At 48.1% G+C, this 15293-nt stretch carries 13 protein-coding genes and 1 pseudogene; 3 read left to right on the top strand and 11 right to left on the bottom strand.

The genetic code is table 11. The features are described from left to right. The first annotated feature begins 12 nt into the window (after nucleotides 1–12). From CLR69_RS08895 to CLR69_RS23495, 3 genes and pseudogenes are all read left to right on the top strand, one after another. Nucleotides 13–1536: an HNH endonuclease signature motif containing protein gene (locus CLR69_RS08895; protein ID WP_129713330.1), complete on the top strand. Its 1524-nt coding sequence runs from the start codon at nucleotides 13–15 to the stop codon at nucleotides 1534–1536. A 330-nt stretch (nucleotides 1537–1866) separates the two neighbouring features. Then, nucleotides 1867–2568 (top strand): lecithin retinol acyltransferase family protein, encoded by a 702-nt coding sequence (locus tag CLR69_RS08890; RefSeq protein ID WP_047057990.1) that lies wholly within the window; start codon nucleotides 1867–1869, stop codon nucleotides 2566–2568. Between the two features lie 11 nt (nucleotides 2569–2579). Then, nucleotides 2580–2675 (top strand): annotated as a pseudogene (locus tag CLR69_RS23495) (major capsid protein); the annotation flags it as partial. Between the two features lie 123 nt (nucleotides 2676–2798). On the opposite strand, the gene mobC reads toward CLR69_RS23495, so the two are convergent. The 11 genes from mobC to CLR69_RS08830 all read right to left on the bottom strand — a co-directional run bounded on the left by mobC (nucleotide 2799) and on the right by CLR69_RS08830 (nucleotide 15290). Beyond that, nucleotides 2799–3545 carry a MobC family replication-relaxation protein gene (mobC, locus tag CLR69_RS08885; RefSeq protein WP_129713329.1) on the bottom strand — a complete coding sequence of 249 codons (747 nt, stop codon included), beginning with the start codon at nucleotides 3543–3545 and terminating at the stop codon, nucleotides 2799–2801. An 8-nt stretch (nucleotides 3546–3553) separates the two neighbouring features. Then, nucleotides 3554–5416: a type IV secretory system conjugative DNA transfer family protein gene (locus CLR69_RS08880; protein ID WP_129713328.1), complete on the bottom strand. Its 1863-nt coding sequence runs from the start codon at nucleotides 5414–5416 to the stop codon at nucleotides 3554–3556. Between the two features lie 724 nt (nucleotides 5417–6140). Then, a complete protein-coding gene (locus CLR69_RS08870) occupies nucleotides 6141–6443 on the bottom strand; it encodes a conjugal transfer protein (protein ID WP_129713326.1) in 303 nt (100 codons plus the stop codon). Nucleotides 6444–6486: 43 nt separating this feature from the next. Beyond that, nucleotides 6487–7503, bottom strand: a complete 1017-nt coding sequence (gene virB11, locus CLR69_RS08865; protein WP_129713325.1) for a P-type DNA transfer ATPase VirB11 — start codon at nucleotides 7501–7503, stop codon at nucleotides 6487–6489. Beyond that, entirely contained in the window at nucleotides 7493–8725 is a 1233-nt protein-coding gene (gene virB10 / locus CLR69_RS08860; protein WP_129713324.1) for a VirB10/TraB/TrbI family type IV secretion system protein, read from the bottom strand. The genes virB11 and virB10 overlap by 11 nt, the downstream gene beginning before the upstream one ends. Next, the gene (gene virB9 / locus CLR69_RS08855; RefSeq protein ID WP_422762867.1) at nucleotides 8722–9615 is read right to left on the bottom strand and encodes a P-type conjugative transfer protein VirB9; all 894 of its coding nucleotides are present in this window, start codon (nucleotides 9613–9615) and stop codon (nucleotides 8722–8724) included. The genes virB10 and virB9 overlap by 4 nt, the downstream gene beginning before the upstream one ends. Further along, nucleotides 9612–10295, bottom strand: a complete 684-nt coding sequence (locus tag CLR69_RS08850) for a VirB8 family type IV secretion system protein (RefSeq protein WP_039285674.1) — start codon at nucleotides 10293–10295, stop codon at nucleotides 9612–9614. Before CLR69_RS08850 ends, virB9 begins: the two co-directional genes overlap by 4 nt. Before the next feature lie 220 nt (nucleotides 10296–10515). Further along, nucleotides 10516–11556 carry a TrbL/VirB6 family protein gene (locus CLR69_RS08845; RefSeq protein ID WP_129713322.1) on the bottom strand — a complete coding sequence of 347 codons (1041 nt, stop codon included), beginning with the start codon at nucleotides 11554–11556 and terminating at the stop codon, nucleotides 10516–10518. Nucleotides 11557–11567: 11 nt separating this feature from the next. Next, complete coding sequence (locus CLR69_RS08840) at nucleotides 11568–11792, bottom strand: EexN family lipoprotein (protein ID WP_129713321.1); 225 nt, start codon at nucleotides 11790–11792, stop codon at nucleotides 11568–11570. Nucleotides 11793–11802: 10 nt separating this feature from the next. Continuing rightward, nucleotides 11803–12519, bottom strand: coding sequence for a TrbJ/VirB5 family protein (locus tag CLR69_RS08835; protein ID WP_129713320.1), 717 nt, complete (start codon nucleotides 12517–12519; stop codon nucleotides 11803–11805). A 23-nt stretch (nucleotides 12520–12542) separates the two neighbouring features. After that, nucleotides 12543–15290, bottom strand: a complete 2748-nt coding sequence (locus tag CLR69_RS08830; RefSeq protein ID WP_129713319.1) for a VirB4 family type IV secretion/conjugal transfer ATPase — start codon at nucleotides 15288–15290, stop codon at nucleotides 12543–12545. Nucleotides 15291–15293: the final 3 nt, after the last annotated feature.

Here is a 15293-nt window from a genome sequence, read left to right as displayed (position 1 = left end):
AAGGCTTGCAAAATGAACTACATCAGAAAAAAATCTTTGAGCAAGAAAACAGCCAAGAAAGCCAAACAGAAGTTGCTTACCCCAGAACAAAGAGCATTGCAAGCAGCCAAACAAGACCAACTAAGGGAAATCAAATTCGCTATCGCTGTTCATGCTATTAACCTTTTTCAGCAATATAAAGCACTCCGTAAAAATGGATTAGATAGTCCCACTGCTACTTTGCAAGCTCATGCTGGTTATAAAAAAGTACACGGGCATAAATTCTCTAGTTCTATGTGGACAAAAATCAAAACTAAAGCAGGAATTCAGATCCATAATCACGAAAGACAAAATAGCCGTAAATCGCTTAATCTTGCTAAGCTCCGTACCCGCTTAGAGGCTAAACGTAGTGCACTTACACAGAATCAAAAGAAAGTACATAACCAGAATGCAAGTACATTACGTTTAATCGGTGGCAAGAAGCTACCTGTAACATCTATGGGGCTTGTTGTATGTCCTGTCTGCCAGATTCATGTAAAAGATGATGCTATAGAGTGGCATTTACGACACAACCACGTAGGCCATGTCGCTAACCCACTTACTATGCCTGTAGTAACTCCTGTTGATGCTGTCGAAGATGCAGATAGTAGAGTGAATAGATCCACTGGTGAAAGATACATTTCTTTTTGGACTGATAAACCAGAAGGCACTAAACGTTATTTATTACAAGTTTATCCTAATGCAATCCGTGTAACTCTTCCCTTCATGGGGTTAGATCTAAACAGCAAATGTGTTACTAAATGGTTTGATAATTTAGAAGAAGCTGTAGAAATACGTGATCTATTAATTGGTGACAAAACACTTCCTATTGAAGCTCCTACGATTGATGTGGAAATTGATAAGGAAGATAAACGCTATTTCAATAAACAAGTTTATCAAACTGCATTACGAACAATGACACAATCAGAAGCCTGGAAACTCGCCACTGATGAAGATGCTAGTATGATATTTTTAAGCTATCAATACATAAGCCCATTAACACCACCGGAACCTAATATTGAAACATCTTTTGTCATAGGTACAGGGGCTATAGCTATTAATGAAGAGCTAACTAAGCCTATAGAAGCTGCACATGATGCCTGTGCTACAGGGCGTACAGTTGAAGTTACGCACAAAGCCCGTCATGCAGGAGATCAAGCTGATTTCAAACGCCGTGTTTGGGATAACTTCAATGGTAGATGTGCTATCACTGGCTATAAACTGCCAGAAGGGATATTAGAAGCTGCACACATTGAAGCAATAACAGAAGCTGCGAACAACAACACCTCTAACGGCCTATTACTTGAAGTAAGTCTACACCGTATGTTTGATAAAGGATTGATGGGGATTAATCCAGATGATTTAACGGTTCATTTTGCTATTGATTGTATCCACAAAACTATCTTTGAGGGTAAAACCATACAACCGCATCATGTAGACCTTGATGCTGATAAGTTGACGGAAAAATGGAAAAAGTTCAATGATAAGAGTGAACATGACTTGTCTGAGTACGCTTGAAATAAAGCGTGTAGTGGAGAGCTAAATTCGGTCACTTAAACTGTATTACTCGATCTGACACACGGTCTTAAAAGGTTCATAGTTACCGGTTTTGATATGGATGCCGAAGCCTTTTACAAAATGTAAGTATCCCAGCAAAATGAACCATTCACTTTAACAGATATGTCAATTTCCGCATTTCGCTCAACGCGGACATCATTAACCTCGTTTAACTTCTCCTGTCATAAGGGGAAAAAGTCTTTACAAAATAATTTGAACGCTTGGTGATTTCCAAACAATACTTTCGGGTATAAACTCGGCGGATATGATTAGCTGAAAATGGAGTAATCGATGTTTACCCTTGGCGCACACCTTTCATCCAAACGTACCGGATATACTCATCATGGTATTTACATTGGGAGTGGTAAAGTTATCCATTATTCAGGTCTGGCAAGTGGGTTAAGCAAAGGTAAAATCTGTGAGACTTCGTTTGAAGACTTCAATCAGAACCAGAGCGAAGTTGCCATTATCGAACATCTGGATGCTAAATGTGTTTACTCCAATGTAGATATTGTGAAAAGGGCTAAATCCAGACTGGGTGAGGATGGATATAATATATTCAACAACAACTGTGAGCATTTTGCGACATGGTGTGTGACTGGCGTTAGTGAAAGCGCTCAGGTCAAAACAGTGAAGACTATGGCAGTATCTGTAGGGCAGGCGGGGGTCAATGCTTACAGCTATTATAAAATAACTCAAACAGCCCCCACGGTATTAAGAACTGCGGCGTCCATGGCAAGCCGTCAGGTTGCTACGCGAGCTATAGCATCAGGGGCAATGACATCCGGTACTTCAGCATTGACCGGTATATCGTCTGTTGCTAGTGGTGCAGGGTTAACTACAGCAGCTTTCTCTGGTGGAGCGAGTACTATTGTTGGCTTAACTGGAGCTTCAGCAGCTACAGTAGCTGCGGCCCCCGTTGTGCTTGCCGCGGGAGGCGTAGCTTTAGTTGGGTATGGTGTATATAAAGTATGGTCATGGCTTAGCGACTAATTCTCAAATAAGCATTTAAACGCCGTGGTCGTAGTGTCGATGAGTTCTCCGAGGTGATCGGAATCGACGTTGCGGATGCAACGCTGGAGGGCTATGTAAAATACGGTGATCTGCTCCCTGTCGGTTAACACACGGGAAGGTGAGTAGAGCATTATCAATGGCGATGATAGTTGTGAACGTCTGCTCCTCGCTCTTAGCCGACCATGAGATTTGGCAACGTCAGAGCCAGCTTATGAATATTGCCTCGGCTCCAGTTGTCGCAGCTCGTCGAGAGTATAAATGCGAAAAACGTTCCGATGACGTGCTTCCAGCGGTATGTGCTGATGGTTGATGATGACGTGTTTGATGCTGCCAAACAGCAGTTCAAGCGCCCGTTTTTTCTGTAGGTCCGGTACGATATAAAAGACGTAAATCCAGTGCTTTTGTGTCCGGGCCAGCAAATGGCTGGCGATGATTGACTGATAGCGGGCTTTGGTCTTTAGGCGGCGCTCGGTTTCTACTGCGATGACCTGTCCGTCAGGGAGTGTGATGAGTCCATCCGGACGGTGTTTGACCTGATACTGGCTGAGGAACGTTGAGCGATCGCCGTTTACCCATCCGGATGCGCCTTTTTTCTCCAGGATGAGCCTAGCAACCTGATTATCAAGGTGGTGCTCCAGCGTCCAGCCAGTGATTTTTGACGGTTCAAAGCGTGCCGGGAAAATGACATCGTCCGGTGTTAAAACAATAGCCAGTCCGTCGCTGGTTATACCCCATAATGACATTTTCATCGTCCGTGATTCAAACACATACTTTTGTATTAACCCCATTCGCTCAGTTTTTGTCAGCAGCGTATACAGCGATTTGTGATCCCTGAAGCCGAAAAGCAGCATCAGTGTTTTAAAGTCGCTGTAGGTTTCTTCTTTCAGGAAATTCAGCAGCCTTTTTATCTTTTCGCTGTTGCGGGCGGTGCGCTCGCTATGCGTTGCGATAAGCATTATGCCTCCTAAAAATTGAGCAAGGACGGTGTTTCGTCATCATCAGATCTCGGTTTTGCTGATTTACTTTCCCCTTCAAAGAAAAGATCAGGCTGGGTTGCCGCGACATTGGTCGTTGAAGCGGATGTCGCTCCTTCCTCGTCGAAGTCCAGCGCGATTTTTGCCGGTGCTGCCGACGCGGCAATATCCGGAGAAACGGAATAGATCTCCAGCTCGTGTTTTTGTACCTTGATGGGGGAAATCAGTGAGGCAGAGGGAAGCGTTCTCGTCGTAAAGATAAAGCTGACAAAATCGGGCAGGTTCAGGATCATATTGCTGTCGATAAAGAAACGCTCGGCCTGTCTGATAGTACGTTCACCGTCGATGGTTTCCGTCAGTACGGCATCAGTTTTGGCTTTGCGGATTTCATCATCCACTAAGATGGTGCCAGACATTCTCGCTACCCATTCCGCTGTATCCGGATCCATAACGCGGTATACCAGCTTGAACTTAGCGTTTTCAACGACTGCACCGACAACAGCATCGCCTTTTAAATCCGCTGGGCAGTCTTTCAAATCTGCGACGGACTGATGGGCCATGATGATATGTACGCCTTTATCTCGTGCTGCGCCTAACCCCTCCAGCGCTGGTTTTGACAGATGGTATTTCAGTTCGTCGAGAAAGATGGCTATGGGACGGGGCGTTTCTTTTACCCGGTCGCGCCTTTCTGCTAATTGGTAAAGTCGTACCAGCAGCATTCGCTGGGTGGTGATAATCTTGCTATTGCGCATTGAGCCGATGACATAGCAGCAGCCACCTTTATCAAAAACCGATTGGAGTGAAAATCCTGTCGGCGCGTTGATGGCATTGAGCAACGCCAGCTCTTCAATCTTGCCGAAAAAGGCTTTGATATCCTCCGTGATACCTTGAACATATTCGCCGTTATAAATATCGCGGATAGTAGAAGAGGGATGACTGCTGACAAATTGTGCCGCCATGCGTGCCGCTTTTCGGTCGTCGATACGATAAAAATCGGATTCCTGACCTTTTTCCGTCAAGCTGAATCCCGCAACAAACAATTCCTCCAGTTCGTCAGGCGTAATGTTTTCAATCAGATTTAATTGGTATTGCGGTTTTCGCAGGTCAATTAAGGCAAAGGGTTTGCCTGCATCCTCGCAGGCCTTGCGATAAAGATGCGCCGCCCATTCATCATCCTTTGGGTCCATAATAAATACACCTTCACTCGCCAGGATACTTTGGTAAAGCAATATACCGGTTGCTACACCTTTACCTGCTCCGGTGGTGCCGATAATATCCGCATGTTGTCTTTGCCAGTCTTTTAACGGGAGATACATCGGTTTTTCATCACGGTCTATCCCGATAAAAACACCCTTATTTAGGTTGATATAATCCAGCGGGTTATAATGCAGCGTTTCCGGCAGCAGGGATTTTACCGTGCGTACATCTGTGCGTAATTCCCTTTCAAGACTGGTCTTTTTGATGAGTTGTTTTTTTATTTTATCCAGTTCAGGAGTTAATACCCGGCGCAGACTAATATGGAGAATAAGCCCTGCCATGGTAAATATAATTAATATTGACCAGTCCAGAATGGGAGTGCGGGTAAATATCCGATCGTTATAAAACCACCTAAAAACGCTAATAAGTAAGGGGCCCACTGTGCCAAACAGGAAACACAGCAGGGAAAAAGTGATAATCAGCTTTTTCCATAATGGGGCTTTCTGCCGATCATCGCTTTTCATTGAAGCGAAAAACGGTAGGGTCAGGCCCGATAATAGCGCCATCATCAATTGATGCTGTTGCATAACATCAATAAAGGCCAGCGCACCATTCACTATCGGCGACAGTGAAATGGCAAGCTTATTTAACATCATGGTGCCTCCTTTGTCCGCGACTCGCCCCAACGTATCGCCCCATCAATTCGCCCCACGGTGTTGGGCGAAAAGGCGGGGCGAACGTCTGGGGCTAAGAAGGTGGCCGCTCTGCGGCCATGTGTCGGAAAGCATGCTTCCCAGCACGAAACAGCGTGCGCCAGTTCATGCGGGCTGGACGCCCTTATTGTCTGGCGCATGGGGGTAATGTCGCGGCTGGACGCCGCGCCAAAACCCCCAAGGTCAAAGGCGGCACACCGTCGCCCGCTACGCGCGACCACCCCCTTTGAGACGCCGTTTTTCGCCTATTTTTTCTTTTGTCCGTTCCGGCCAAGCGAAAAAATGGGAAAACGCCTTCAAAGCGGGTGGTCGCGCCACGCTACCGGCTTTTGGCCGGAGACTTAGCTGCGACGGTGTGCGGGGCAAGCCCCCCAAATAAACTGCTATCGTGGGCGATAGCTTTTCGCTCGCTGGGGCGGCGAAATTTATTCGGCTCCCCCGGTCTGCAAAATCCGCGTGGGCGCGGCTGTTTGCAGATGGGTTCGGCGACGCAAATTAGCTATTTCTGCGAAATAGAATTTACTCGCCTTACGCCACTTTTAAATTTCTGCTATTCGCATAAATTTAAAAGCCTAAAACCGTCACGATCGGTGTCGAGTTTTCCATCCAGAATTGACAGGGGGAAAGGTAATAATCCCGATATTGTTATTACTGTTTTTCTTTTAATTCAATGACGCACGCGACCAAATTTATTAATTATCTGGTCGATGATTTTCGGGTCGGCTGATTTGCATTCGAGTAATAAAAATTTTCGGGCATCGGCGGTACGGTTGGGGTGAAGTCCGTGTCTGTTCTTTTTCACAACCTTAAAGAAAGAACGTTCAGCAGACTGACATTCATTTCCTCCGCCGTTACCGGTTGTTTTACCGTACAGACATAAAACAATCTCACAGGCATCAGCGGCCATTACGGAAGAGGGCAGTAGTAAGCTCATGCAGAAAAGGCAGACGGTGAATAGGATAGTTTTCATATCAAATACCTTTATTGGAAATAACAGATGATTTAGCTATTTTTTATCTGAAGGTTTCTTTCATTTGATTAAGGTGTATCGGTTTGAAATAAATATCTCCCATCCGGCGAATATCGCCGTGAATATCTACGCTGACGATGATATCTACGCATTTAAGCACCTTGCGTAACAACACATCGAACGGGATATTTTTGCAGTCAGGATTCTCATAGCAGCGGTCAATGAGCCCTTCAATACATTCTTCCGGGCTGCCTGCGTGCAGGGAGGTGATAAGACCTTCATGCCCAGAACCGATAATTTTCAGCGCGTCCCATGCCTCCCGCCCACGAATTTCTGCCAGCAGAATGCGATCCGGATTCATTCGATAATTTGCCCGAATTAATCGACCGGGGGTGACAATGGCATCCTCTCCAGCATCCGCCGGGTAAAACAGATGAACATAATTAGCGTGGTGGTAAAAACGGATTTCGGGGTTATCTTCAATAGTGGTCAGCCTGAGATGTGCTGGAATATAGTGCACCAGTGTCTTCATATAGGTGGTTTTACCGGAGCCGGTTTCACCAACAATAAAGAAGGTTTTGCCGTACTCGACGGCCTTTTCGATAAAGTGGGGAATATCACCATTGTTGTAGCATCGGATCAGTTCATCATCTTTGCTTTCGTTTCTCTCCTTACCCGCTATCCTGTTATAAAAACCTGCATCAATCCAGGATTGATGTGTTTTCTGTTCAAATGACGGATTTCGCAGCGTAATCGATACGGTATTCCGCTCACAGGCTGGGGGGATAATGGTCTGGACACGTTCACCTGATCCTAATGTGGCGGAAAGGATAGGGGAGGTATCATCGATATTGTCCTCATTCCATGAGGCCAACGCTTTGGCAAACGCATGGCACTGACGCAACGTAACCGGAGAATCATGCTTCTGCCATCGACCGTTTATTTTGGTGTGGATCTCTCCGGGGCGGTTAATGGCGATTTCCGTCAGGCCATCCTGTTTGAGATAATCGCCGAACAACTGGTTTTTCATAAAATCCAGCGACAGATTTTCAGCGCTCATACCACCTCTTTTTTAGACGTAGTTGATAAACGGAAGAGAAATCGATATCCGTACCGGTCATGATGCCGATCACATCGCCCTGATTGAGGTACATTGTGGGCGGGATATTGATGCTGTTTTCTAACGCCGTTTTCGCCATTTCTGACGCTGCAGCGCGAGTGTTTTCGGTGTAATCGGTATTGCGGTCTTTCCCCGGTGCTGAATCTGATGCGGCGGCAGCCACATCTTGTACGGTGCTCAACATCAACGCATTGCCGAACCGTTCCCAGAAATGGGTATCAATCCAGCCGCTAATCCCGGCCTCACCCAATGGACCGGTGGCTTCAGTATCAATCAGTGGGATTTGCAGGCTACCGGGTTCCGGTGTGCGTAATTCCGTCCAGATGACAAACATCCGGCTCCGGCCATGTTGCAGCGCCCCGGTGCGGTAGAACCCTCTGGCGACGGTTCCGGCTGGGATCAACTTCACGTAGGTGTTGGCACTGTAGACATCTTCACCGATGAGGCACGAAATCCGGCCACCCACGTCAGAGACAAAACGCCGCATCATTGAGCACGGAATATAACGATCAACCGGAAGGTAAAGATTGGGATCGAGACCAAGCCGCCTGACATTGGTCACTTTTGCGACACCGGGATAGGTGTCGTTAGTCTCTGTGCCAGACGTGGTTTCTGGTGTACCTTTGTTCTGATAGCTCTGTGTGTCGGAAGAGGCAGTTTGTGAAGCCTGAGTATTACCGCGTTGTGTGGACTCAGCGGCACTACTTGACCCATCGACCAGTGCCGCCGCTTTATTTAAAGCAGGAGGCTCTGACGGTGGTGCAGTCTGTATTGGGGGATTATTTGTTGCGGTTTCCCGTTTGTCCTGACCAAACAGGCCGAACGGATTATTGTCCATGCCGAGGTTTTTACGCTCATGTTGTCCTGTACTGGCTGACTGCGGGGCTGGGGCTTCAACCTCCTTATCATCGCTTTGTTTTAATGCGATAAGGAAGCGATCTCCACCCAATGCCAGTGCAATCAGTGCACCCAGACTCAGCAGGCTGACCAGCAGCGTCCGACGGCTTGAGGATTTTTTGAAGCGGGTCACTTCAGGTTGGCCGGGAGGTGTGTTTTGCTCTGGTGCCTGACTCGCCATCGCTGAACGGGCGCGTTCACGGGCTTCAGCCTCCAGCTCCGCCACGGTTTTTTCCGTTGTCTCTGAGTCTGCTTTATCAGTCATCTGGCCTCCAGTGTGACGACAGGTGAAACGGTGTCACCGCTGCCAACGGTGGCGTTGCCGAATGACGTATTCTCAATCCCGACTACCGAACCGCCATAGCGCAACACCAACTGTGGAGACATTGCCCGCACGACGACCACGGTGTAGTTTCCGTGTTTGGTTATGCGGGGTGTTACAGTCTGTTCTTGCCCGTTAACGACCCGGAAGATTGACGGAAGGATTTTGACGCGAGAAAAACCGAGATAGATAAAGCGGCCATCATCGTAAGCGAAATTAGGTGCAATGGACGCTGAACCGGCAGCGACTCGTTTGGTATAAAGCCAGTTACGCGGCGTGGTAGCCTGCTCAAATGCTGTCGTTATCTGCTGCTTTTCCTGTGTTTCACGCAGGAGTTTCAGACGCGCTGCGTTGGCTGCCTCTGATCGTCTGCGCTCGTCATCCGGATAGCGAAAACGGATAATAAAGGCCTGTGAAGGCGAGTCATTCTCCAGTACGTTCAATTCCAGACTGTAATCGCGCTTTGATGTCACGACAAAGAGATTGGTTCTCCACTCGCTAGCCGTTGGCAGAAACACCTTATTGACGTTGTTGCCATTATCATCGGTTACCGGTTGGGTAATAGGGTTTGGGCTAACACCGACTCGATTATCGCTTTTTGTGACTTTCCAACCCTTCGGAAAACCCGCCTGCGCGTCGATGACTTCTTCATCGTCATCAAACAGGAGTGTAGTGAGGTAACCGGGGCGGGTGTTGACGATGGTAGCATTCTGACTGTTATAGGTGACATTCTGCATTCGGCTGTCATACGTGCTGCTGCGCGGCATCGCCGCGCTCCAGGCGATGGATGACACCAGAAGGAGCCACAAGATCACGGTTGTTTTCAGCATCATTCACCCCTCAGCTCTTTATCGCGTTGGTAGCTGGTCACGATGAACCCTAGCGGGTTCACTTCTCGCTGGCTGTCTGTCAGTTGTTTTCGAGGGAGGTAGCGATAAGTCAGACGGATGTTCCAGACATCTGTTTTAACCGAGTTATCGACAATGCGGCGGATAGTGCGTTTAATGCGTAAGGTCGCCAGATGGTCAGGCGCTGTCGCGGTCGCGTGAACGTTGGAAATAATGTCGATAGACACGACATATTCCGCTTTATTGAAAATGATATCGGGTGCCTGATTGCTGTTAAACCCGTCGAGATAATCCCTGTTAACGCTGTCGCTATTGAATAACTGCACATCGTCATAATCGCGCTGGAGAGCAAAATAGTTATAGCCCTCGCGGAGCCTGACATAATGCGCCGCTAACGCTTGAGCCAGTGCTTTCTCTGTGGAAATACTCTGCTCTTTAATTCGGGTCATATATTCATAACGTCCGGTCTGTTTATCCACCGACCATAATTCGATTTCGGTATTTTTCAGCGGCAGCAGAATAATCAGTGTGGTGATCGCCATAGCGGCCAAAGCAAACCCTATGGCCGCTATTCGCCACGCCATCTTTTTTTCCCGTTCATCCTTTTCCAGCAGGACAGATTCAAAGGCACGGGATGACGCGATGATGTTTTCTGTTTCAGACATGTTTTGTCAGCTCCTGAATAATTGCGGGAGAATTAACTGGTTGAGGATCGCCAGATACCGGCGGGAGGTCGTGCCGATGTTGCGCGCAGCCCGTGAGGACGCACAGCATCAGAAAGATGAGGCTGGATTTCATATCGATACCTATGTTTGTCGAAGACAGAAATGCCGTACCGGTAGTGGTTGCCACGGCACGCGGTGGAAAGGTTGTGTTAGGAGGTAATTAGCGGTTACGCTGTTGGTTGAAACGCTTCATGCTATCGATAGACGCCGCACGTTTTTGCCATGCGGATAGGGCTTTGCTGGTGCCTGCGGCGATAAGTGAACCTGTTGCAGTAGCGGCGTTGACGCCCGCTTTTGCCGCTAACCGGGCACCCGCCGCACCGGCTTTCATGACCGGTTTCGCTGCATCAGAAGAGGGTTTCGCCAGCCCACGTAGACCGCCCATAGCGGCACCCTGTAGTGCGACCTGAACGGCGACGCCGCTTAATGCATTCGCGATTTTTGCTGAAAACCAGATAATGATGCCTGAAATGACTCCAGCAACGCAGCACTGAACACCCAGTGTGATGATGTTGGCGCTATCTGCAAAATTAACCGCTTTATCTAATAGGCTATTGAGATAATTGATGACAATCCTGATGGATAACGCGGAAAACATAATCGTCAGGATCACCGTGAAAATAATTTTCAGCCAGTTGTTAAACATTGGAATAAGGAATCCATACAGCAGGCAGAAAATAAATAGTGGTGCGGTGGTGGTCATTAATACAATGATAATTCCGGCTAACAGATTAACCGCTGAACCAAAGAGCAGGGTGACGATTGCACCTCCCCAGACCAGAAGTTGGGCAATACCGCCATTGAGTTTTACATAGGTGGAATCATCTTGTTGATAAAGCTTTTGCCCTATCGTTTGCGCTTTCGCCCAGACGGTATCCAGTAACACCCAGACATTGTTATCCCCGCTGACGCCGTCAGTTAATCCGTTAATGGCAGAAATGGCTAAATCCAGCCAGCCATCGAGATTTAAAACGAATGTCATGATTAGCAGCATCCGCCCGACATCCCATATGACATCTTCTACTGGTGTTTGTAGTTTTCCAGCCAGGGTTTGATAACCCCGATACGTGACAAATAACGTGAAGGAACTGACGGCAATAATGCTTACCATATCGCCGTACACGGAGGTTTGTCCCCGCAGTACGGCATGTAATCCGTCAGTGATCGTGTTGTTCATTCCAACAAACATACCACCTGACATAGATGACCCCTTTAATTCAAATCGGGAACCTTGGCATTTTCCTGACGGAGTTCAAATCGCGCTGCTCGTGCATTTTTGCAATCTTGGGAGTCATCGCCGGATGATTCACACGCTTTATATCGCTGGTTCATTTCATCCGGATGTTCTTTGTACCATTGCGTTGATTTCGGGTTATCACACCCCGACAGAAATAATGAGCCTAACATAACTGTAAAAATGCAAAGTGACGTTTTCATTCTTACCCTCTCAATAATTAAAGTCAGGAATCGGGGAGACGAGTTGTTGTTCATTGAATGCTTTTTGCCGCTGTTGAGTCAACATCACGGCACGCTGTTCAGCCTGCTTGACTGACATTTCCCATTGGCTGGTTAATGCGTTCAATTGTACGCTTTTGGCTGCCACCGCGTTAGCCAGGTCCTGTGACTCTTTCGAGTCTTTGGCGTTGGCTATGCGGTCGGATAAGTCTGATATATCGTTTAATGTGCTATTAATCTTGTTTTGAACATCGCTGGTATTCTCAATCGAGACCGCCTGATTGAGAACAAGTTGTTTGCAACTTTCCAGATAACGTTGCGATGAACTGGATTGATTACAAATATCGAACGATTGATATTTGTTATATAGGAGCTGAAGGTCAGAAGAGTAATAACCGTTTGAGTTGGTCAGCAGGTCATCCAGTGAAATACCATTTTTACGGAGATGTTCGATATCGTTTTTCAGGCTTTTCGCCTCGAGGAGAAATCCCTGAATATCCCGTATGCCTGTTGCGGTCGCTAATTGCTGCTTATAAGCGTCAATCTCGCTTTTATAGTGAGTGACCGTTTCCTGCCATTGCTGGAGTTTCTGTACCCATTGGTTAATCGACTCGGTATTACTGGCGGCATCAAATACCGGGATACCGGCGCTTATCGCTGGTGTAGACATCAATAGCGATAACGCCAGACTCATCTTTCTGGTTTGCATGGTGATGACCTCCGAGGTGAATATCAGATTGCGTGGTTAAGGAACGTTTCTTTCCAGTCGGTGGGTGACATGCCTTCCTGATAAATGGCATCAAATATTTTCAGGTTGTCTTCACTGCCGCTCAGGATTTTGGTGATGTTACCGAGCCCCGATAAATCCATTCTTGCCATGGCGACAAACGGACGAGTTTCACCAGCACGCAGCGGTGTTTTCAGGATAACCATATAGTGTTCGCTCGGATCGAGACTGCGGACAATGTCGTAAACGCTTTCAGGGACTTTCATTTTCTCCACGTAATCCGCATGGCTGGCTTTGGGGTTAGCGAGAAAGATTTGCGTGCTGCACTGCTCAATAATCGCCGGAGCGATGGGATGCCTGACGATTTCATCGGGCGATTGGGTAGCGGGGATAAAAATGCCGTTCAGTTTGCGGATCACCTTGAGCATATTGAGGGAGAATTTAGAAAACTCGACATCCGCCAGCCATTTCCAGAACTCATCCATGAACATCACCAGTCGGCGACCATCTAACAGGCTGGTGACGCGGTACAGCAGGTAAAAGGTGATCGGCCCGCGAATGTCGTCGTCATCCAGAAATTCCGTGCCGTCGATACCAAAGTTATCAATATTGCTGATGTTGAAGGTGTCCTCCTCGTTATCGAACACCCAGCCGAATTCACCGCCTTGCGCCCACTGTTTCAGGCGTATACGCAGGCCGTTAGTCCGAGCCTCTTTAGTCGGTGGTTCGGGCAACACTTCCACCAGTCGGGTAATACCATAACGGCGATATTCCGGCGGGTAGTCCAGCATAATGGTATCCACCGCAGTGCTGATACGCTCTTCATCGCGGGGATCGAGTGGCTTACCGCCACGACTGCACAGCATGCGGATCAGCCGCTTGATAAAGCTGATATTTCGTCGAGTAGGAGCAAGTGAAAATGGGTTGAATCCGGTAGGGATACCGGTCCGGATACGGAAATAGCGACCTCCCATCTGGCGGATCGACATCTCCGCCGCTCTGTCTTTATCAAAGTAAACGGTGGTCAGCCGTTTGATGGTGGCAGAGGCGGAAAATGTTGCTGGATTGCGGTACTTCTGCACTAACTGTTTCATCATCGTCATCAGCAGGGTCTTTCCTGAACCGGTTTTACCGATGATGGCGGTATTACCCGGTGTTTTCTCATTGAAGTCATTTCGTCCTGCCTGACTGTCATGCAGGTTCAGATAGTAACCGCCACCACCGGGGGATTTTAGGATGGCGATAGCCTCACCCCACGGATTGCCGTTACGCTTGTGAGGATGAAAGTTATGCAGACTCCCCATATCCGCGTAATTCTGGCTACTCACCACCACCAGACGGGGGCGTAACGTATACACGCCGGGAAGTTGAGCCAGATAGGCGGCAGGTAACGACAACGTAGACAGGGATGTCATGATGCCGAGATCGTTAAAAGGCTGGGCCAGCGTATTAGTCTCCTTTATCACTTGATCGGCACTGGCCGACGAGACCAGAAGGGAAAAGTGATACTTGCCGCAAGATATATGCCCGGACTGGAGCAGATCGCGTAAGACGATCAATTCCTCACGCTGTGAAATGGCGTCATCGTCGGTTGAATTCAGCCGTTTTTCCGCCAGTCGGATATGATTTTGCGCTTCATTCCGTGCCATACAGGTAAAAGACTGCGTCAGTACATACTCGCTTTCGGCATACAGCAGCGCATCGAGCAGGCCGGTATAGGTCTCCGGTGAATAGTCTTTAATTTCCAGACTGCGGAAGAAGCGGGAACCGCCGACCGTCTGACATTCGGCGGTATCGGTAGTGAAGAACACATCCGGCGTGCTGAGTGTGTGATAAAACGGTGTGCGCGTCACCGCCACGTTCTGCCATTTGCTGGTAATCAGGCGATGGTAGAAAGCCAGTTGCGAAGAGTAAACCCGACCTTTTTCCTCATAGAGGCCCAATGGTGTTGCCACGTAACGTGACAGGGCGGTGTGGATGGCTTCATGGTGTTCCAGCATCCCTTTCATGGCATCATCTAGCGCCGCTTTCCTTTTTCCGGCTGGCTGCGTCTTCATGATTTTTTTCTCCAGCGTGGAGAACGGGACATAACAGACGGTAAAAAACAGCCGGTGTCGCCAAAGCGGTTTCTCTTTTAGTGGCTGGTAATAGTGTTCAGTAACTTCATCCGAAAAGGGGATGCCCGAACTGGCCTCAAAGCCATCCTGATATTGCTCCCGTATGCGGTGAATATAGAAGGTGATCGGTAGCCCTTCATACGAGCGGATCAGGTTGTTAAGGTGGCTTGTCAGCAATGTCAGATGATGTTCATCCTCACATTCAAACACAGTACCGCCCAATTCCCAGCTAGCGACTAAATCACCGGCGCGATTTCTTATGATGTGAGGATGAATGTGGGAGGAGTAAGGAATGTATTTATCCAGCGTGATGCGCTCGTTTAATTTCATCTTATCGGTAAACTCCGAAACATCGACGGCTTCATAATGGCTTGCCAGCAGGGCACTGGCACCAAAATGGCTATTAGTGGCAAATCGCCCACGGGTTTTAAAAGCCAGCCACAGCAGTCCGAAATAATGAATATCCGTTCGAGCTTTTGCCTTCATTTCCAGCCAGGCTGGGATCAGTAACAGTGAAAGGTAATAGCTGGTGTAAACCGACAGCAGGACGATAGCCCCGCTGACGATCACGAACGGGACAAGAGGGATACCCATAATGGCGGCAGGGCGGGTCAGTGCTTTGTTCAAGGTGGTCATCGA

This window comes from Pectobacterium zantedeschiae (genome assembly GCF_004137795.1).
In the GTDB taxonomy this organism is placed as follows: Bacteria; Pseudomonadota; Gammaproteobacteria; order Enterobacterales; family Enterobacteriaceae; genus Pectobacterium; species Pectobacterium zantedeschiae.
The sequence above is the reverse complement of the archived record's forward strand: the minus strand, read 5'-3'. Positions and strand labels throughout refer to the sequence as shown.